Annotated in this window: 19 protein-coding genes; 16 read left to right on the forward strand and 3 right to left on the reverse strand. The window is 65.5% G+C overall.

The annotated features are described in order from the left end of the window. Position 1: 1 nt before the first annotated feature. From DXT74_RS02030 to DXT74_RS02040, 3 genes are read right to left on the reverse strand one after another with little or no spacing between them, the layout of a single operon-like run. Positions 2–916 (reverse strand): glycosyltransferase family 2 protein, encoded by a 915-nt coding sequence (locus DXT74_RS02030; RefSeq protein ID WP_194427190.1) that lies wholly within the window; start codon positions 914–916, stop codon positions 2–4. Continuing rightward, the gene (locus tag DXT74_RS02035) at positions 913–2376 is read right to left on the reverse strand and encodes a mannose-1-phosphate guanylyltransferase/mannose-6-phosphate isomerase (RefSeq protein ID WP_019104151.1); all 1464 of its coding nucleotides are present in this window, start codon (positions 2374–2376) and stop codon (positions 913–915) included. The genes DXT74_RS02030 and DXT74_RS02035 overlap by 4 nt, the downstream gene beginning before the upstream one ends. Positions 2377–2383: 7 nt before the next feature. Further along, positions 2384–3817: an undecaprenyl-phosphate glucose phosphotransferase gene (locus DXT74_RS02040; protein ID WP_081556006.1), complete on the reverse strand. Its 1434-nt coding sequence runs from the start codon at positions 3815–3817 to the stop codon at positions 2384–2386. A gap of 238 nt (positions 3818–4055) precedes the next feature. On the opposite strand from DXT74_RS02040, the gene DXT74_RS02045 reads away from it, so the two are divergent. The 16 genes from DXT74_RS02045 to DXT74_RS02120 all read left to right on the forward strand — a co-directional run bounded on the left by DXT74_RS02045 (position 4056) and on the right by DXT74_RS02120 (position 18781). Further along, positions 4056–4235, forward strand: coding sequence for a DUF3460 family protein (locus DXT74_RS02045; protein ID WP_019101069.1), 180 nt, complete (start codon positions 4056–4058; stop codon positions 4233–4235). 61 nt (positions 4236–4296) lie between these two features. Continuing rightward, positions 4297–4965: a class I SAM-dependent methyltransferase gene (locus tag DXT74_RS02050; RefSeq protein WP_043642366.1), complete on the forward strand. Its 669-nt coding sequence runs from the start codon at positions 4297–4299 to the stop codon at positions 4963–4965. Between the two features lie 266 nt (positions 4966–5231). Further along, positions 5232–5642 carry a biopolymer transporter ExbD gene (locus tag DXT74_RS02055; protein WP_194427191.1) on the forward strand — a complete coding sequence of 137 codons (411 nt, stop codon included), beginning with the start codon at positions 5232–5234 and terminating at the stop codon, positions 5640–5642. Then, entirely contained in the window at positions 5642–6508 is an 867-nt protein-coding gene (locus tag DXT74_RS02060) for an energy transducer TonB (protein ID WP_370551752.1), read from the forward strand. The genes DXT74_RS02055 and DXT74_RS02060 overlap by 1 nt, the downstream gene beginning before the upstream one ends. A gap of 74 nt (positions 6509–6582) precedes the next feature. Further along, positions 6583–7872 (forward strand): Tol-Pal system beta propeller repeat protein TolB, encoded by a 1290-nt coding sequence (gene tolB, locus DXT74_RS02065; protein WP_194427193.1) that lies wholly within the window; start codon positions 6583–6585, stop codon positions 7870–7872. Between the two features lie 14 nt (positions 7873–7886). Then, positions 7887–8414, forward strand: a complete 528-nt coding sequence (pal, locus tag DXT74_RS02070) for a peptidoglycan-associated lipoprotein Pal (RefSeq protein ID WP_043642370.1) — start codon at positions 7887–7889, stop codon at positions 8412–8414. A 308-nt stretch (positions 8415–8722) separates the two neighbouring features. Continuing rightward, a complete protein-coding gene (gene ybgF / locus DXT74_RS02075) occupies positions 8723–9466 on the forward strand; it encodes a tol-pal system protein YbgF (RefSeq protein ID WP_043642372.1) in 744 nt (247 codons plus the stop codon). Positions 9467–9799: 333 nt separating this feature from the next. After that, positions 9800–11461: a hypothetical protein gene (locus DXT74_RS02080; protein WP_156039087.1), complete on the forward strand. Its 1662-nt coding sequence runs from the start codon at positions 9800–9802 to the stop codon at positions 11459–11461. Between the two features lie 27 nt (positions 11462–11488). Next, on the forward strand, positions 11489–12967 hold the full coding sequence (locus tag DXT74_RS02085; protein WP_052371023.1) for a S8 family peptidase: 1479 nt from the start codon (positions 11489–11491) through the stop codon (positions 12965–12967). Positions 12968–13283: 316 nt separating this feature from the next. Next, positions 13284–14120 (forward strand): CPBP family intramembrane glutamic endopeptidase, encoded by an 837-nt coding sequence (locus DXT74_RS02090; protein ID WP_194427194.1) that lies wholly within the window; start codon positions 13284–13286, stop codon positions 14118–14120. Positions 14121–14222: 102 nt separating this feature from the next. Next, on the forward strand, positions 14223–14711 hold the full coding sequence (gene purE / locus DXT74_RS02095; RefSeq protein WP_043642380.1) for a 5-(carboxyamino)imidazole ribonucleotide mutase: 489 nt from the start codon (positions 14223–14225) through the stop codon (positions 14709–14711). Beyond that, positions 14711–15841: a 5-(carboxyamino)imidazole ribonucleotide synthase gene (locus DXT74_RS02100; RefSeq protein ID WP_043642382.1), complete on the forward strand. Its 1131-nt coding sequence runs from the start codon at positions 14711–14713 to the stop codon at positions 15839–15841. The genes purE and DXT74_RS02100 overlap by 1 nt, the downstream gene beginning before the upstream one ends. A gap of 184 nt (positions 15842–16025) precedes the next feature. Beyond that, positions 16026–16445: a fosfomycin resistance glutathione transferase gene (locus DXT74_RS02105; protein ID WP_194427195.1), complete on the forward strand. Its 420-nt coding sequence runs from the start codon at positions 16026–16028 to the stop codon at positions 16443–16445. After that, a complete protein-coding gene (locus tag DXT74_RS02110; protein WP_194427196.1) occupies positions 16442–17128 on the forward strand; it encodes a DNA alkylation repair protein in 687 nt (228 codons plus the stop codon). Before DXT74_RS02105 ends, DXT74_RS02110 begins: the two co-directional genes overlap by 4 nt. Further along, on the forward strand, positions 17125–18003 hold the full coding sequence (locus tag DXT74_RS02115) for a phosphoribosylaminoimidazolesuccinocarboxamide synthase (protein ID WP_194427197.1): 879 nt from the start codon (positions 17125–17127) through the stop codon (positions 18001–18003). The genes DXT74_RS02110 and DXT74_RS02115 overlap by 4 nt, the downstream gene beginning before the upstream one ends. A gap of 232 nt (positions 18004–18235) precedes the next feature. Then, the gene (locus tag DXT74_RS02120) at positions 18236–18781 is read left to right on the forward strand and encodes a cysteine hydrolase family protein (protein WP_194427198.1); all 546 of its coding nucleotides are present in this window, start codon (positions 18236–18238) and stop codon (positions 18779–18781) included.

Below are 18781 nucleotides of genomic sequence, written 5' to 3' on the forward strand. Positions count from 1 at the left end.
TTCATTTCCAATAAGCGGGGAACATGCTGAGGCGGCGCTTGAACGCTCGCGGCAGCCAGCGCTCAACATGGCCCAGGCGGTAGCCGGCCAGCTTGAGCGCGCAACGCAGCAACACTTCGGACTGCCGCCACGGCTGGCCTGCCCGGCGGACGGTTTCCAGCTCGGAGCGCAGAAAACGCCGCCCTTCCGCGCCAGCGCGGCCAAAGCGCTCGGCGATCCAGCGCTCGCGGCCGTAAAACACGCCGATATCGAAATAGCGGCGCATTTCCTCCAGCAGTCCGTAATCGTGCGAGTGGTGAACGCAGGCGGCGGCCTCGTAACGCACCGCCCAGCCGGCCAGCAGCATGCGGCCGGCGACGTGGGCGTCTTCGGAGCCGATCACGTCGGAGGGGAAGCCCCCCACCTCGCGCAAGGCCTCGCGGCGATAGGCGGCGAAGGAGTCCGAGCTGAAACAGGTCTTGATGCCCAGTTCGGCGGCGTCGGCCAGCCGCTTGGTGCGGCTGAACGGCGGGTAATTGAAACGGCGCGCGTGCGCGCCCAACAGGCCGGCGTCTGGCTGCGGCAGTTGGCGGCCGTAGGCGACCCCGATGTCGTCCTCCGCCAACAGCGCGTCGCGCAAGCGGCGCAAGGCGTCGGGCCCGGCCGGGATGGCGTCCTGGGTCAGATAGATCAACACCTTGGCGTCGGTCAGTTCGCTGGCTAGCCGGCGCGTGCCGCCGTGATTGAAGTCCGCGGCGCGCACCGGCACCACGCTGGCGCCGGCGGCCAGCAAGCGCGCCCGGCTGCCGTCGCTGGACTCGCTGTCCAGCGCCAGCCATTCGTCCGGCCGCAAGCTTTGCGCCGCCAGCGCCGGCAACAGCCGGTCCAGGTGGCGGCCGGCGTTTCGCACAGGCAGGATCAATGCGGTGCGGCTCACGGCGCGGCCTCCGAGCGGCCGTAGTCATCGGCGAAGCGCACGATGTCGTCCTCGCCCAAGTATTCGCCGCTCTGCACCTCGATCAATACCAGATCGATCAGCCCGGGGTTGCTCAATCTATGCGTTTCGCCAGCGGGAATGAAGGTGGATTCATTGGTGTGCAGCAAGCGCTCTTCTTGGCCGTGGGTCACCATCGCGGTGCCGCTGACCACGATCCAGTGCTCGCTGCGGTGGTGGTGCATCTGCAAGGACAGCGACGCGCCCGGCTTCACCACGATGCGCTTGATCTTGTAGCGTTCGCTGTCCGCCAGCACGGTGTAATGGCCCCAGGGCCGCTGCGAGCTCAGATGCAGCCGCCAGGCAGGATGATTCTGGTCCTGCAGCCGCCGCGCCAGCTCGCGCACTTCCTGGCTGCGCCCGCGGTCTGCCACCAACAGGGCGTCCGGGGTGTCCACCACCGCCAGATTGTCCACGCCCAGCATCGCGATCAAGCGGCCGCGGCTCTGGATGAAGCAATCATGGCTGTCCCGCAGCAAGGCGTCGCCGCTGACGCGGTTGCCGTCCGCGTCGGCGGGAAACTGCTCGGCCAGGCTGTCCCAGTTGCCGATATCGCTCCAGCCCAGTTCGCAACGCACCACCGCCGCGGCGCGGGTGCGCTCCATCACCGCGTAGTCGATGGAGATGTCCGGGCAACGGCCAAAGCGCTCGCGCTCCAGCGCCCGCAAGCGGTGGTCCGCGCTCTGGGACGCAGGGCTGTGCGCCAAGCAATCCCGCACCGCCGCCAACACATCGGGCGCGTGTTCGGCCAGTTCCTCGCACAAAGCAGCGGCGGAAAAGCAGAACATGCCGCTGTTCCACAAATGACGTCCGCCAGCCAGATAGCCTTCGGCGGCGGCGTGGTCCGGCTTTTCCACGAAGCGAGCCACTTCCTGTCCGTCAGCGCCTATCGCCGCGCCGGCCTCGATATAGCCGAAACCGGTTTCCGCGCGGCTGGGCTTCAAGCCGAAAACGACAATGCGTCCATCGCCGGCCAGCCGCGCGGCTTTCTCCACCGCGGCGGCGAAGGCGGCTTCGTCGGCGATCAGATGATCCGCCGGCAGCGCCAATAGCAAGGGATTCGCCGCCGGTTCGCGCTCCAGCAGGTCCGCGGCGGCCGCCGCCAGCGCTGGAGCGGTATTGCGCCCTTCCGGCTCCAACAGCAGCTCCAACGCCAACCCGCCGGCGTTGACCGCCCGGCATTCGTCCAGGGTGCGCAGTTGCGCCTGCTGATTGGTGATGATCATCACCCGCTTCACCCCCGGCAGGCGCGCGGCGCGCAGAAAGGCCTTCTGCAGCAGGCTCTGATCGTCGGCCAAGCGGATGAAGGGTTTGGGAAAAGCCTGCCGGGACACCGGCCACAAGCGGGTGCCGGCGCCGCCGGACACGATGCAGGGAATCAGTTCTGGAATTTGGGTTTGCATGGCGGCCTCAATAGGCTTCGTCGGCCGACAGCACGGCCGGCAGAGTGCGGATCAGAATGTAGGCGTCGAACCATAGCGACCAGTTCTCGATGTATTCGAGATCGTGCGCCACCCGGCCCTCTATCTTGGCCAGCGTGTCGGTTTCGCCGCGGTAGCCGTTGACCTGGGCCCAGCCGGTAATGCCCGGCTTGACCCGATGGCGAGCGGAATACTCCGCCACCGCGTCTTCGAACAAGACACCGGCGGCCTTGGTGGCGGTTGCGTGCGGACGCGGCCCCACCATGGACATGCTGCCGCCCAGCACATTGAGCAATTGCGGCAGTTCGTCCAGGCTGGTCTTGCGGATGAAGCGCCCGACGCGAGTCACGCGCGGGTCGCTACGTGTGGTTTGCGCCTCGGCGTCGGCGTCGGTCCGCTCCACGTACATGGAGCGGAATTTGTAGACCTCGATCAAACGGTTGTTGTAGCCGTAGCGCCTTTGCCGGAACAGCACCGGCCCCGGCGAATCCAGCTTGATCAACAAGGCGATCAGCAACATCAGCGGCGCGGTCAGCGCCAGCGCGCAAACGGCGAGCAGCACGTCCTCGCAGCGTTTGAGCAAGGGCGACCACCCCTTGAGCGGGCGCTCGGAAATATTGAACATCGGCAACCCCGCCACCGCGGTCACCCGATGATGAGCGTGCTGCAAGCCCGCCATGTCCGGCGCCAGCAGCACCGTCACCGGCAAGCGTCGCAGCATGCTGACCAAGTCTCCCATCCGCTTGACCGCCGCCCAAGGCAGCGCCACCAGGATTTGCTGTACCTCGCCCTCGCGCACCATCGTCTCCAGCCGACGCATGCCGCCCAAATAAGGCAGGCCGGCCATGGCGTGCTGCAAGCGGTCCGAACGATCGTCCACAAAGCCGATCACGCAGGCGCGGATGTCCGCGTTTTCCTTCAGAAAACCGGCCAGCAAATGGCCGCTGGCAGTACAACCCAGGATCACCGTGCGTTGCAGGCCCACGCCGCGACGCACCAGCCGGCGGCACCAGACGTGCACCAACAAGCGCTGCGCCAGCAATAAGGCCAGCGTCGCCGTAAACCAGACCGGCCACAGCCGGTCCGGCAAGGCGGCCAAGGCCGGGGACAGCCCGCGGGCCAGCCACAAGACCAAAAACAAAAGCACGCACGCCGCGGCCAAGGGCCGCAGGCGCAACTGACGTAAAAACATGCCTCCGCCGTAAACGCCCAGCGCCTGGAAAGACAGCAAAGCCAGCGCGCCGGCCAACAACAAGAGCTGTCCGGCCTGCCCGCGGGCCGCCGCGGCGGCCGGATCAAACAACAGCAAAATACAGCCGGGCGCCAGCACCATCGCCAGGTGCGTCAACCGGGCCAGCAGCCGCAGATAGGTCAAGGTCTCGGGATAGAACTGCACCAAGCCGTCCACATTGCGAATTCGCATCTTGTAAACCATTAAGTTTAATTTGATTAAACAAATCCACCTTTTCAGTTTAAAATTTTAATTTAATGTCTTTAAACCTTTTGCGTAATATCGCAGCAAAGCGTCCTACACGCAACCAGGATTTGCTCTGCACCTTGAAATCTGTTGTCAAAAAGAATGTAAAGCGAAGCCGGCAAGCTGACTGCGCGACGATTTATCGATTAAAATCACAACATCAGCCTTAGGAAGGAACGATGCGATGTATCAGTCCGATTTCACCCAATTCATCAATGGCTTCCTGGAAGAACACCCGGAAGTGGACAGCCAACGCCGTGAGCTGCGCCTGACCCTGTGGGACCGTCAATTAAACGCCGACGACCAGAAGCGCTGGAAAGAATCCCGCGTTCCGCAGCAGCCCTACGTTTACCAGCCGGAATAAAACCGGCTCCCGCCTGACCCGACGCCCGCGCCGCGGGCGTTTCCGATTGCACTGCATACCCATGACCAGCCGCACCCTGGCGCTAGACGGCGCCTTGCACGACTACTTGCTGAACATCAGCCTCAGCGAACATCCGGTGATGCGCGAGCTGCGCGAATTCACCGCCACCCACCGCATGTCCAAGATGCAAATCGCGCCGGAACAAGGCCAGTTCATGGCCTGGCTGGCTCAACTGATCGGCGCGCGCCGCTATCTGGAAATCGGCGTGTTCACCGGCTACAGCGCGCTGGCGGTCACCTTGGCGATGCCGGCGGACAGCCGCACGCTGGCCTGCGACGTCAGCGAAACCTTCACCGCCGTCGCCCGCGATTACTGGGCCCGCGCCGGCGTCGCTGATCGCATTGAGCTAGTGCTGCAACCGGCGCTCGTCACCTTGCGCCAGCAGCTGGACGCCGGCCAAGCGGGTCAGTACGACCTGGCCTTCATCGATGCGGACAAGCCAGCCTACCGCGACTACTACGAAGCCTGCCTGCAACTGGTGCGCCCCGGCGGCGTGATCGCCATCGACAATATTTTCCTGTCCGGCCGCGTGGTGGAACCCAAGCCGGAAGACCCGCCTGGCGTGCACCTGATGCACGAATTCAACGCCGGGCTGAAGCACGACCCTCGCATCCGCATGTGCGTGCTGCCGGTGGGCGATGGGCTGACCTTGTGCACGCGGCTGGCCTGAACGCCTCAGGCCGGCGCGGCCATGAACTTTTCATGATCCGCCGCGGTCTGACCCGCTTAGAGCCTGCTCATCAGTCTCGCGAGCTAAGGCGAGACAAGGCGAAAGTCGTTGAGAAAGCGGAATGTACAAGCGGTACATGAGCATTTCGAAACGGTTTTCAACGCCGTATCGCCAACGCGCAGCAGATCGTAAACAGGTTCTTAGCCGGCCCACTTGGGCCGGAGCCCGGTGTATCATGACCGCTTGCCAACGCTAACAGACGCTCCATGCTCAATCGCCGTCCCCGCCGCCAGATGAACCAGATGAACGTCGTGCCTTACATCGACGTGATGCTGGTGCTGCTGGTCATCTTCATGGTGACCGCGCCGATGTTCACGCCTGGCGTGATAGAAGTGCCCAGCGTGTCCCAAGCCGCCAGCATCGACACCCGTCCGCTGGAAGTGACCGTGGACGCCCAGGGCAAGATTCAACTGATAGACCAAGACCGCAAGACAGACGTCGCCTCCGTCGCCGACCTGGCCTCGCAGATCCAGGCGCTGGGCGCGGCCGAGCGCCCGGTGGCCATCTCCGCCGACGCCAACCTCAAATACGCCGAGGTAGTGCGCATCGCCGACAAACTCCACCAGGCCGGCGTCAAGCGCGTAGCGCTGACGGTCAAGCAGCAAAAGCAGGGATGATGGCCGCAGTGTCCACCTCCCCGCGCCCTTGGTCGCTGATTGTCTCGGTGCTGCTGCACATCGCCGTGGTCGGCCTGCTGCTGTGGGGCGGCTTCCATTCCCAAACCTTGCAGGAACAAGCGCCGGTAGCGCTGGAGCTATGGACCACCGCGCCTCCGCCCCCCGCGCCCAGCGCCGTGGCCGAACCCAAGCCCGCGCCGGTGGTGGAGCCGCCGCGTCCCGCCGTGGCGGAGCCTCCAGCCGACGTCAACCTGGGCCGCCACAAGAAACCGCCGGAGCCGCCCAAGCTCAAACCTGAACCCAAGCCCGAGCCTAAGCCGGAGCCCAAACCCGAGCCAGCGAAGAAGCCCGAACCCAAAAAAGCGGACAAACCGGCCGAGAAAAAACCGGAGGCCAAAGCGCCGTCGGCGACGGCCGCCAAGCCGCAGGCCAAACCCAAGCCGTCCAAGACCTACAATCCGGAGGCTGACGACTTGCTGGCCAGCCTGGACAGCCCCCGCGCCAACGGCAAAGCCAATGCGCGCAGCGACCAGGCCGGTTCCCCCAACGGCGTGGCCGGCGGCGCGGCCAATGGCTCGTCAACGGCCAAGGCCGGCTGGATCAGCCGGGTCAAGGCCAAAGTCACTCCGCTGGTGCAGGTGCCGCCGGAACTGAGCGGCAACCCCAAGGTAGTGTTGCAGGTCAGCCTGCTGCCCTCGCTGGAGGTGAACCGGGTTCAACTGCTGCAAAGCAGCGGCAGCAAGGCCTACGACGACGCGGTGCAAAGGGCGATCTGGGAAGCGAAAACCTTTCCGGCGCTGCCGCCCGGCGCCAATTTCAACGACGGCTACCGGCAGTTCAAAATGGAATTCCGTCCCAGGTCATAAGACGGATCAAGCACAAGCCATGATGGAACGGCTGCGGCGTCGCCTCATGCCGATAGACTGATTCGAGGGAACTAATGTCCAGCTTTAAAACTCTGTTGAATATGCTGCTCGTCACGCTGGGCCTGATGGCCGCAGGCGGCGCGCAAGCGGAAATGACTATTGAGATCGTCGGCGGCGGGGCGAATCGCCACGCCATCGCCATCGCTCCGTTCAAGGACGAGGCCAACGCCCAGGGCGGCCTGGGTCCGGTGATCAAGAACGATCTGACGATTTCCGGCGTCTTCCGCATGGTGGACGCGGCCGGCGTGGCCAATGTGCCGTTTGAGCCTGCTGACATCCGCTACCCGATGTGGCAAGCCGCCGGCGCGCAATCGGTCGCCATCGGCAAGGTGGAGGCCGCGGGAGGCGGGCAGTTGAAAATCAGCTTCCGGCTGATGGACGTCGCGCAGAAGAAACAACTGACCGGCGGCGAATTCACCGTCACCCCGGACCGCACCCGCCAAGTGGCGCACGCGATCGCCGACATGATTTACGAGGCGATCACCGGCCAGAAAGGCTTCTTCAACACCCGCATCGTTTACGTGCTGAAGACCGGCGGCAGCTATCTGCTGCAAGTGGCGGACGTGGATGGCGGACGCGCCCAGACCATTCTGCGCTCCAGGGAGCCCATCATCTCCCCAAGTTGGAGCCCGGATGGCGGACGCATCGCCTACGTGTCGTTTGAAAGCAAGAAGCCGGTGGTCTGGGTGCAGAACTTGGCCACCGGCCAGCGTTTTGCCGCCGCCAACTTCAAGGGCAGCAACTCCGCCCCGGCCTGGAGCCCGGACGGCAGCAAGCTGGCGGTGGTGCTGACCACCAGCGGCAATTCGCAGATTTACGTGATCAACGCCAACGGCGGCGGCTCGCGCCGGCTGATGTACAACGGAGGCATCGACACCGAGCCCACATGGAGCCCGGACGGCGGCAGCCTGTACTTTGTCTCCGACCGCGCTGGCGGCCCGCAGATCTACCGCGTGTCCGCCGATGGCGGCAACGCCCAGCGCGTCACCTGGGAAGGACGCTACAACGTATCGCCCAAGGTGTCGCCGGACGGCAAGACCCTGAGTTACATCCGTCGCGAGGGAGGCAACTTCCGCGTGATGGCGCAAGACCTGGCCACCAACGACAGCCGAGTGCTGTCGGACGGCGGCTACAACGAACGCCCAAGCTTCGCCCCCAACGGCCGCATGGTGCTGTACGCCAGCGACGCAGGCGGCAAGAGCGTGTTGTACGCCGCCACCACGGATGGCAGCAGCAAAGTGAAATTGGCCGTGATCAACGGCGATGTACAGGACCCGGCTTGGGGCCCATTTAATCGTCCTTAATTGGAGCTATTGATATGAACTGGAAACAACTCGTCCTCGGCACCGCCACCGTAACCCTGCTGGCCGCCTGCGCCAGCACCAAACCGGCCGACACCACCGCCGGCACCCAGCAGCCCACCACGCCGCAGACCACCGCGCCGGTGGACACCGGCAGCGGCAACCAGAATCAGGTGTCCGTGGATCCGCTGAACGATCCCAACAGCCCGCTGGCCAAACGCAGCGTCTACTTCGGCTTCGACTCCTCCTCCGTCGACGCCAACGGCAAACCGGTCGTGGAAACCCACTCCGCCTACCTGAAGCAGAACGCGGACAAAAAAGTCATCATCCAGGGCAACACCGACGCTCGCGGCAGCCGCGAATACAACCTGGCCCTGGGTCAGCGCCGCGCCGAGAGCGTGAAGAAGGCGATGGAAGTGCTTGGCGCCAAGGAAAGCCAACTGGAAGCGGTCAGCTTCGGCAAGGAAAAACCGCGCGCCACCGGCAACACCGAAGCGGACTTCGCAGAGAACCGCCGCGCCGACATCGTGTACCAAGGCCACTAAGAACGGGTTTACGATCTCGCGGGCTAGGACAAGACAAGGCGAAAACGGCTGAGAAAGCGGAATGTGCAGCTGGCGCATGAGCATTTCGAGGCGCGACTCGCCTTGCCACGTCTCACGACGCGCAGCAGATCGTAAACAGGTTCTAGTCCTATGACGCCGGCCCGGTTCCCCGGGCCGGCTTTGCAGCCGGACATCGGGCGAGTGCGTTTTCACGCGCTTGCCGTTAAGATATCCGGCTGTATTCATTGCCACCCAACTCACAAGCGTCGTCCCCTCCGGGGCGGACGGCGGGACATCCTGGGACAACCATGAAACGGCTCACCCTTTGCAGCGCGCTGCTGCTGGTCCTCACCGGCTGCGCCACCACCGGCGATCTGGAAGAAACCCGCCGCCAGCTGGACCAAGTCAACCGCCAGGCCTCTACGCGGCTCAATGAAGTGGAAAGCAAGCTTTCCAATGAAAAGCTGCTGGAGATGGTCAGCCAACTGGAAACGATGAAGGCAGAAGTGGCCAAGCTGCGCGGCGACGTGGAAGTGCTGAACTACAATCTGCAAACCACCCAAAAGCGTCAGAACGATCTGTACAACGACCTGGACGGCCGGCTGGGCCATCTGGAGAACAGCGGCGCCAAACCGGTGCCCGCTACGCACGGCGACGCCTCGGGCGCCGCGGACGGCGGCGCGGCCACCAGCCCGGATTACGACAAGGCGCTGAACTTGCTGCGCGCTCGCGACTTCGCCAAGGCCGCCGACGCGCTGCGCGGCTTCATCGAACAAAACCCGCAGGCGCCGCAAGTGGCGGAAGCCACCTACTGGCTGGGCGTGTCCCACACCGCCTTGCGCCAATACGACGCCGCCATCGACATCCACCGCCGCTTCGTCGAGCAGTTTCCGGACAATCACTTCGCGCCGGAGGCCCTGCGCAATATCGGCAACTGCCAGCGCGACCTGGGGCAAATGGATCAAGCCAAAACCACTTATAAACGCCTGATCAAACTGTATCCCAAAACAGATTCCGCCCAGAAAGCGCGCCAGCAACTGGCAAAAATGTAACACCCCGGCCGGCTCGCTTTCGGCCCTCATGCCCCATTTTGACGCCAGCCCGCCGCGGCTGGCTTTGTCTTATGCGCCATTTCCTCCCCCGGCAAACATCTGATTTTTCAACAAAAAATTAAAACACAAATAATTATAACCGCTGGTTATCTACACATCGCACCAAAATAGCGCATTGCTCCGTCTTTTCCATCCGCTTGCCCCCCCGCTTCCTCTTGCCTTGTCCATGCGTTTTCTCTACCAAACATGCTTACCGCATGACAATATATTCATTCTGGGTTTAAACCCGGATTAAAAACACAAACGACAAGCTATACAAAGGAGTTATCCGTGATGAGAACCAGACAAGCAAGTGGAACCCAATGGTTCCGGCTTGGCGCTATCGCCGTGGGCGTGGCGCTGATCGGCGGCCTCGCCGGCTGCGAAGACGACGGCAGCACCCCCGGCGACGGTTCCAGCCATCATGGCGGCAGCGGCCGCCTGGCGGTGGACATCTTCGGCAACCGCGGCGGCGTGCTGACCGCCGTGCCCAGCGGCCGCTGCCTGGGCGAACCGCGCGTGCAATGGAGCAACGGCGCGCGCGGCTTCAGCGCTGAGGACAGCGCGCCGGACCAGCCGCTGACCGCCACCGTCAGCTGCGCCTTGACCAGCGCCAGCCAAACCCTGGTGCCGCAGAACGTCTTCAGCGCGCCGTCGGTGTTCGCCGTGCTGAAGACGGACCGCACGCTGGCGGTCTGGGGCAGCCGACGCCTGGGCGGCGACACTTCCACCCTGCCCGCCCAGCCTAAAAACGTAGTGGCGGTGGCCGGCAACGAACGCGCGATGGCCGCGCTGCAAGCCGACGGCACCATCGTGGGCTGGGGCCGCGCCGGCTCCGGCGCCAGCTACGCCGGCCCGGTGGGCATAGGCAACGCTGACGCCACCTCCCCGGTGGCGCCGCTGGGCAAGGTGGCCAAACTGTGGCCCACCAAACGCGGCTTCGTCGCTCTCAACGACGACGGCAGCGCCACAAGCTGGGGCAATATCGAAACCACCTTCGACGGCAACGGCGGCTCCAAATCCATTTCCTCCTACTTCGACGCCGCCCGGTTGGCCGCGCTGAAGGACGTCGCCAGCGTCAGCCACAACCTGGGCGCGGTGGCGGTGCTGAAGAAAGACGGCAGCGTGCTCGCTTTCGGCGACCCCAACTCCGGCGGCGACGCCTCTCCGTTGGCCGCCAAGCTCAACAATGTGGCTAGCATCGCCGCCACGGACTACAACTTCGCCGCGCTGAAAAAAGACGGCAGCGTGGTGGTATGGGGCCTGAACTGGGACGGCCAGACCAGCGACTACTACGACGGCAGCGAAGCGATGCCGGCCGGCGTCAGCGCGGTGCAAACCAACCTCAACGTCTTCGCCGCGCTGAAGCAGGACGGCTCGGTCGCCACCATAGGCAGCGCCTACTTCGACCGCGGCGCCGACACCGGCCCGGTGGCCGGCAGCCTGGCTGGCGTGGCTAAAATCTACGCCAGCAAGACCGCCTTCGCCGCCTTGCGCAAGGATGGCAGCGTGGTCACCTGGGGCGACAGCGCCCGCAACGACGCCAGCGGCGTGCAGCACAAGCTCAACCGCGTGCGTTCCATCGCCGCCACCGAGCTGGCCTTCGCCGCCTTGCGTCAGGACGGCAGCGTTGTGACCTGGGGCGACGAGCTGCGCGGCGGCGACAGCAGCGCGGTGCAACATCGTCTGCGCAACGTGGTGGCCTTGTTCTCCAACGACTACGCCTTCGCCGCCCTAAAGGCCGACGGCAGCGTGGTCACTTGGGGCGCGCCCACTCATGGCGGCGACAGTTCCGCCGTCAACGCGCGCCTGGTCAATATCCGCGCCATCTACAGCACCCCGCTCGGCGGCTTTCTCGCCGTGGCCAAGGACGGCAAGTTCGTCGCCTGGGGCAGCCCGTCCGCCGGCGGCAACGCCCCGGCCGGCCTCGCCGCCATCCCCTACGTCAAGAACTAAGTCCCCGACGCATTGGAGCAATAGAACATGAACCGCAAAACCTCGCTGTCCCTGCTGATCGCCGCGCTGCTGGCCGGCGCCGGCGCTGAAATCGCGGCGGCCGCGCCCTCCGCCGCCGGCATCACCGGCATCATCGTCAAATACCACAGCGTCTCCCAGCAGCAACTGGTCCAGGCGCGCATCGCCAACGGCGGCCGCGCCCCGTCCAGCCGTCCAGCCGACTTCGCCGCCCGCACCCAGCGCGTGCAGCAACTGAGCGGCAGCCCCTTGCAATTCCATCACCAGATGGGCACTGGCGCCTATGTCTACCAAAGTGGCAAGACGATGAGCGTGGCCGAGGCCCAGACCCTGGCGCGCAAAATCCAGCAAGACCCGGCGGTGGAATACGCCGAGCCGGACTTCGTCATGAGCCCCAACTATCTGCCCAGCAGCCCGCTATACGCCGGCAAGCAATGGGATATGCAGGCCAGCGCCGGCGAACCGGGCGCGATGAACCTGCCCGCCGCCTGGGACCTGTCGCTGGGCGCCGGCGTCACCGTCGCGGTGCTGGACACCGGCTACCGTCCGCACGCGGACCTCAAGCCCAACCTGCTGGAGCCGGGCTACAACTTCATCTCCGACCCCAAACGCGCCCGCCTGCCCGCCGTGGCGCAAACCAACGCCGACGGCAGCCCGCTCTTGGACAGCAACGGCCAGCCGGTGCAAAGCGCGCGCACCAACAACGGCCTGGACCAAGGCGACTATAGCGACGGCAGCCTGTGCCGCGCCGGCAATAGCAGCTGGCACGGCACCCACGTGGCCGGCACCATCGCCGCGGCCGCCGGCGACGCCAACGGCCTGACCGGCGTGGCGCCCAAGTCCAAACTGCTGCCGTTGCGCGTGTTGGGCCAGTGCGGAGGCGCCAGCTCGGATATCGCCGACGCCATGCTGTGGGCAGTGGGCGCCACCGTGCCCGGCGCGCCGATCAACGCCAATGTGGCTCGAGTGCTGAGCATGTCTCTGGGCGGGGCCCAGCCTTGCAGCCGCACCTATCGCGATGCCATCCAGCAGGTCAACGCCCGCAACGGCGTGGTGGTGGTGGCCGCCGGCAACGCGATGAAAAACGTGCGCAACACCAACCCGGCCAGCTGCCCCGGCGTGATCACCGTGGCCTCCAACGGCAAATCCGGCGGCATCGCCTCCTACTCCAACTATGGCGCGATCACCACCGTCACCGCGCCGGGCGGCGATCTCAACAGCGGCGACCCCGGCATCTACTCCACGCTCAATAGCGGCACCACCGTGCCGGGCGCGGACAGCTACGCCGCCTTCCAGGGCACCTCGATGGCCACGCCCCACGTGGCCGGCCTGGTGGCGCTGATGCTGTCCTCCAACCCCAGCCTCAACTGGAAAGCGGTGCGCAACATCCTGATCAAGACCGCGCGCCCACCGGCGGCGGATTGCGAAGGTTGCTCCGCCGGCATCACCGACGCCGCCGCCGCGGTGCGCGCGGCCAAAGCCAACTAAGCCCGCCGGCGGCGCGCACTTGCGTGCAGACCGCCGGTTCGCTTACGGCTTCCTTTCCCTGCACACGGGAACCTGCCGCCGTGGTTCTGGCCCAAGCCGGACGGCGGCGGCTTTTTTCTCAACGCTTCGCGGGCGCGTTTACGATCCAGCAAATCAAGACGCGGCAAGGCGTTGCGGCTGAGAAAACGGAGTGTACGCACAGTACATGAGCATTTCGAAGCCGTACTCACCGTGCAACGCTCCACGACGCGCAGCAGATCGTAAACAGGTTCTTAGGTATCATTCAGTATCCAAACCCATCCCGCCGCGAGCCCCCATGTCCCTGCCCACCCCGCCCTTGCCGGATTCCCTGTCCCTTGCAGCCTTCCTCCTATTGGCGCTCGCCCTGCTGGCGGAAAGCCTGCGCCTGCGCTGGCCCTCCCGGCTGGCCGCGCTCAGCAGCGCCGGCACCGCCGTCGCTTGCGGCCTGGTGCAGCCCTTGGGCGCGGCGGCCCTCCTCGCCGCCCTCGCCGTCAGCCTGGCCGCGATCCGCTACCGCCGGCCGGAGTTGTGGCTGGTCTGGATCGCTCTGCTGCTGGCGCTGGCGCTACACGCGCTGCCCGGCTTCGACAACCCCTTGCTCTGGCAAGGCCTGAGCACGCCGAACAGCGCGCCCTATCGGCTGTACTGGAGTTACGACAAAGGCGCCGCCGGCTGGCTGCTGCTGATGGTGCTGGCCGCCAGTCCGCAGGTGGAGCGACGCTGGGGACCGGCCGCCGCCGGCGTTGGAGCGCTGCTGTTGCTGATCGTGCTGGGCCTGGCCAGCGTGGCCGGCGTCATCGCCTGGGCGCCGAAATGGCCGTACTGGCTGCTGCCCTGGCTGTTCGCCAATTTCTTCCTGGTCTCGCTGGCGGAGGAAGCCTTCTTCCGCGCCGGCCTGCAACGCTGGCTGGAACTGCGCACCGAACCCTTCGCCGCCTTGATGGCCGCCTCCGTGGCCTTTGGCCTGGTCCATGTTGCCGGCGGTTGGGTCTGGGTCGGCCTGGCTACCCTCGCCGGCCTGGGTTACGGCCTGGTTTACGCCGCCACCCGCCAGGTCTTGTGGGCGGTGCTGGCCCACGTCGCTTTCAACACTGTGCACCTGATTCTGTTCACTTATCCGCGGCTGATGTGATATGCCCTAAGTACCTTGATGTCAAAATAAAAAACCATAACGGCAGCAGGCCCCAATCGGGTAAAATCACGCCTTTAGCCTCAACCAGCGAGCTTCTCCGCCATGATTGAAGTCGGCATCGTGATGGGTAGCAACAGCGATTGGGAAGTCATGCAGAACGCCGCCCGCGTGCTCAAGGACTTCGGCATCGCCTGTGAAACCCGCGTCGTCTCCGCCCACCGTACTCCCGACCTGCTGTTCCAATACGCAGAAACCGCTGCCGAGCGCGGCCTGAAGGCCATCATCGCCGGAGCCGGCGGCGCCGCCCACCTGCCGGGCATGCTGGCCGCCAAGACCCATCTGCCGGTGCTGGGCGTGCCGGTGCCGTCCAAATACCTGCGCGGCGAGGATTCACTGCTCTCCATCGTGCAAATGCCCAAGGGCATCCCGGTGGCCACCTTCGCCATCGGCGAGGCCGGCGCCGCCAACGCCGCGCTGTTCGCCGTGGCCATGCTGGCCGCCACCCGCCCGGAACTGGCGGAACAGCTGATCGCCTTCCGTCGCCAGCAGGAACAGACCGTGCTGGCGATGACCTTGCCGGAGATCGAATAATGTCCGCCATCCTGCCCCCGGCAATGCTGGGCATCCTGGGCGGCGGCCAATTGGGCCGCATGTTCGCCGTGGCCGCCAAAACCATGGGCTACCGCGTCACCGTGCTGGACCCGGACGAAGCCGCGCCGGCGGCGGATTTCGCCGACCGTCACCTGTGCGCGCCGTTCAACGACCCGGCCGCGCTGGAAGATCTGGCCAGGAGCTGCGCCGCCGTCACCACCGAATTCGAAAACGTCAACGCCGACGCCATGCGCGTCTTGGCCAAGACCACCCGCGTGTCGCCATCCGGCGACTGCGTCGCCATCGCTCAGGACCGCATTGCGGAGAAAGGCTGGATCCGCAAGGCCGGCTTGCCCACCGCTCCCTATCTGGCCATCCAGAGCGTGGAAGACATTCAGGTTGAGCTCGCGCCCTACCTGCCCGGCATCCTGAAAACCGCCCGCCTGGGCTATGACGGCAAGGGCCAGGTGCGGGTCGGCACCGCGGAAGAAGCGCGCGCCGCCTACGCTAATCTGGGCGGTCAAGCCTGCGTGCTGGAAAAGATGCTGGACCTGCAGCTGGAAGTGTCCGCCATCGTCACCCGAGTCAGCGCCACCCAGTGCGCGGTGTTCCCGGTGGCGGAGAATATCCACGTCGGCGGCATCCTGGACGAATCCATCGTGCCGGCGCGCATCAAGCCGGCGCTGGCGGCCGAAGCCCAAAGCATGGCGCTCAAGCTGGCCGAGGCGCTGGACTACGTCGGCGTGCTGGCGGTGGAGTTCTTCGTGCTGGCCGACGACAGCCTGGTGGTCAACGAGATCGCGCCGCGGCCGCACAACTCCGGACACTACACGCTCACCGCCTGCCTCACCGACCAGTTCCAGCAACAGGTGCGCGCAATGTGCGGCCTGCTGCCGGGCCGCACCGACCTGCTCAGCCCGGTGGTGATGGTCAACCTGCTGGGCGACGTGTGGAAGGACAACGGCGGCCAGCCCAATTGGGACGTGCTGGCGGAAGCGCCCAACGCCCAACTGCATCTGTATGGCAAGAAAAGCGCGCGCCCCGGCCGCAAGATGGGCCACTTCAATGTGATGGCGGCCACCGCCGACGAAGCCTTGGACCAGGCCCGGGCCTTGAAGGACACCTTGTAAGCGCATGGCGAAGCCTAAGAGCCCGTTCAATGTCTGCTGCGCGTCGGCGATACTGCGTTGAAAACGACTTCAGAATGCTCATGTACCACATGTACATTCCGCTTCTTCAGCCGTTTTCGCCTTGTCTCGCTCTAGCTCGCTAAACTTTGAACAGGTTCTTACAGAACTTCGCCATTTTTCCGCCATGACACTGAACGGACTGAATCACCTGACCCTGGCGGTGCGAGATCTGGAGCGCGCCTGGGATTTCTACGCCGGCATCCTGGGCTGCCAGCCCCACGCGCGCTGGGACAGCGGCGGCTATCTGAGCCTGGACGGCCTGTGGCTGTGCCTGTCCTTGGACCCCGACGCCGTGCCGCCCGCCGGCTACACCCATTACGCCTTCGGCGTCGACGCCACCGACTTCCCGGCCTGGCGCGAACGCCTGGCCGCCGCCGGCGTCCGCCAATGGCGGGACAACCGCAGCGAGGGCGACTCGCTCTACTTCCTGGACCCGGACGGCCATCAACTGGAACTGCATGTCGGCACGCTGGCCTCACGGCTGGCCGCCTGCCGCGCCCGGCCTTACGCCGGCATGCGCTTTTTCGACGAGGCCCCGGCGTGAACGCCGACATCGCCGCGCTGCGCGCTGAACTCAGCGCCGCCGCCGTCCCGGAGCAGGCCGCGCCGATGCGCGCCTATATGCGCGAGCGGTTCGACTTTCTCGGCGTGCCCACGCCGGCGCGCCGAAAAGTATCCACGCCCTGGATCCGCGCGCTCAAGAGCCGCTCCGCGGAATACTGCCTGGACCTGGCCGAGCAACTGTGGCGGCAACCGGAACGCGAATTCCAATACGCGGCGGTGGACCTGCTGACCGCGCGCGCCGAGGAACTGCCGGCCGCCAGCCTGCCGCGGCTGCTGGCCCTCGCCGCCGCCAAGCCCTGGTGGGACTGCGTGGACGGCTTGGCCGCCTGGGTGGTCGGCGCGCTCACGCGCCAGCACCGGGATTTGCAGCGCGACATGGACGCCCTCAGCGGCGATGCCGACTTCTGGCTGCGCCGCGTCGCCATCCTGCACCAGCTGCGCTGGAAAGCCGACACCGACGCCGAACGCCTGTTCCGCTACTGCGCCGCGAATGCCGGCGACGCCGAATTCTTCATCCGCAAGGCCATAGGTTGGGCCTTACGCGAATACGCTTACACCGACGCCAACGCCGTGCGCGCCTTTGTAGCGGCCACGCCGCTATCCGGGCTCAGCCGGCGCGAAGCGTTGAAACACATTGCCCGTTCCACCGAGGATTTCCGATGACCGGACTCAACACCACCCAACTGACCAGCTTGAAGAAAATCTACTCCGGCAAGGTCCGCGACCTGTACGAGATCGACGACCAGCGCATGCTGATGATCGCCACCGACCGGCTGTCCGCCTTCGACGTGATCCTGGACGACCCCATTCCCGGCAAGGGCCAGATTCTCACCGCCATCTCCAACTTCTGGTTCAACAAGCTCAAAGACCTGGTGCCCTGCCACCTGACCGGCGACGCGCCGGAAGACGTAGTCTCCGCCGCCGATCTGCCGCAAGTGGCCGGCCGCGCCGTGGTGGCCAAGCGCCTGAAGCCGGTGCCGATCGAAGCCGTGGTGCGCGGCTACCTGGCCGGCTCCGGCTGGAAGGAGTACCGCCAAAGCGGTACCGTCTGCGGCCTGGCGCTGCCGGCCGGCCTGCGCGAGGCGGACAAGCTGCCCGAACCCATCTTCACCCCGTCCACCAAGGCGGCGGTGGGCGATCACGACGAAAACATCAGCTACCAGCGCTGCGAGGAAATCGTCGGCGCCGAGCTGGCCGCCCAGGTGCGCGACACCGCCATCAAGCTCTACCGCGCCGCCGCCGAATTCGCCGCCAGCCGCGGCATCATCATCTGCGACACCAAGTTCGAGTTCGGCCTGGACGAAAACGGCGTGCTGACGCTGATGGATGAAGCGCTGACCCCGGACTCCAGCCGCTTCTGGCCGGCGGACAGCTACGCGCCGGGCGGCAACCCGCCGTCCTTCGACAAGCAGTTCGTCCGCGACTGGCTGGAAGCCTCCGGCTGGGACAAGCAGGCGCCGGCGCCGGCGGTGCCGCTGGAAGTGCGCGAGAAGACCGCGGCCAAGTATAGAGAAGCGCTGGACAGGCTGACCGCCTGAGAACCTGCTTACGATCTGCTGCGCTTCAGCGATACCGCGTTAAAAATGAGCTCAAAATGCTCATGTACCACTCGTACATTCCGCTTTTTCGCTCGTTTTCGCCTTGTCTCGCCTTAGCTCGCGAGATCGTAAACAGATTCCAAGTTCCCACCCAAGCCCCGCCCTAGCGGGGCTTGCTTTTTGCCGCGTTTCATATGACATTGGCGACTCAATCCCGCGACAGGAAACCCCGATGAAAACCGCCCTGCTGATCATCGACGTGCAAAGCGGCATGTTCGACCACGAACCGCGCGCCGACCAGGCCGACGCCGTCATCGCCCGCCTCAATCAACTGGCCACCGCCGCGCGCGCGGCCGGAACGCCGGTGGTCTGGGTTCAGCATGAACGCGCCAGCGCGCCGTTGACCCACGGCTCGGCGGAATGGCGGCTGGCCCGCGGCCTGGACGCGCAGCCGGACGACCACTACCTGCGCAAGACCACGCCGGATTCCTTCCTGCGCACCGGCCTGCATGAGCAGCTGCAACAATGGGGCGTCGGCCAATTGGTCATCGCAGGCTACGCCAGTGAATTCTGCATCGACACCACCACCCGCAGCGCGGCGGCCCACGGCTACGCCATCATCCTGGTCAGCGACGCGCACACCACCCACGATAAGGACCACGCCAGCGCCGCCCAGATCCGCGCCCATGAAAACGCCACTCTGCCCAAGCTGGGCAGTTTCGGCGTGCCCATCCTGCTGCGCGCGGCGGCCGAGATCGCCTTCCCCGCCAACGCCTGA

Origin of the sequence: Chromobacterium sp. Rain0013 (genome assembly GCF_015291765.1) — a bacterium.
Lineage (GTDB): Bacteria > Pseudomonadota > Gammaproteobacteria > Burkholderiales > Chromobacteriaceae > Chromobacterium > Chromobacterium haemolyticum.

Coding starts and splice junctions, on each gene's coding strand:
- DXT74_RS02035 (WP_019104151.1), bottom strand. CDS start 2,376: ATGCAAACCCAAATTCCAGAACTGATTCCCTGCATCGTGTCCGGCGGC.
- DXT74_RS02040 (WP_081556006.1), bottom strand. CDS start 3,817: ATGCGAATTCGCAATGTGGACGGCTTGGTGCAGTTCTATCCCGAGACC.
- DXT74_RS02045 (WP_019101069.1), top strand. CDS start 4,056: ATGTATCAGTCCGATTTCACCCAATTCATCAATGGCTTCCTGGAAGAA.
- DXT74_RS02050 (WP_043642366.1), top strand. CDS start 4,297: ATGACCAGCCGCACCCTGGCGCTAGACGGCGCCTTGCACGACTACTTG.
- DXT74_RS02055 (WP_194427191.1), top strand. CDS start 5,232: ATGCTCAATCGCCGTCCCCGCCGCCAGATGAACCAGATGAACGTCGTG.
- DXT74_RS02060 (WP_370551752.1), top strand. CDS start 5,642: ATGGCCGCAGTGTCCACCTCCCCGCGCCCTTGGTCGCTGATTGTCTCG.
- tolB (WP_194427193.1), top strand. CDS start 6,583: ATGTCCAGCTTTAAAACTCTGTTGAATATGCTGCTCGTCACGCTGGGC.
- pal (WP_043642370.1), top strand. CDS start 7,887: ATGAACTGGAAACAACTCGTCCTCGGCACCGCCACCGTAACCCTGCTG.
- ybgF (WP_043642372.1), top strand. CDS start 8,723: ATGAAACGGCTCACCCTTTGCAGCGCGCTGCTGCTGGTCCTCACCGGC.
- DXT74_RS02080 (WP_156039087.1), top strand. CDS start 9,800: ATGAGAACCAGACAAGCAAGTGGAACCCAATGGTTCCGGCTTGGCGCT.
- DXT74_RS02085 (WP_052371023.1), top strand. CDS start 11,489: ATGAACCGCAAAACCTCGCTGTCCCTGCTGATCGCCGCGCTGCTGGCC.
- DXT74_RS02090 (WP_194427194.1), top strand. CDS start 13,284: ATGTCCCTGCCCACCCCGCCCTTGCCGGATTCCCTGTCCCTTGCAGCC.
- purE (WP_043642380.1), top strand. CDS start 14,223: ATGATTGAAGTCGGCATCGTGATGGGTAGCAACAGCGATTGGGAAGTC.
- DXT74_RS02100 (WP_043642382.1), top strand. CDS start 14,711: ATGTCCGCCATCCTGCCCCCGGCAATGCTGGGCATCCTGGGCGGCGGC.
- DXT74_RS02105 (WP_194427195.1), top strand. CDS start 16,026: ATGACACTGAACGGACTGAATCACCTGACCCTGGCGGTGCGAGATCTG.
- DXT74_RS02115 (WP_194427197.1), top strand. CDS start 17,125: ATGACCGGACTCAACACCACCCAACTGACCAGCTTGAAGAAAATCTAC.
- DXT74_RS02120 (WP_194427198.1), top strand. CDS start 18,236: ATGAAAACCGCCCTGCTGATCATCGACGTGCAAAGCGGCATGTTCGAC.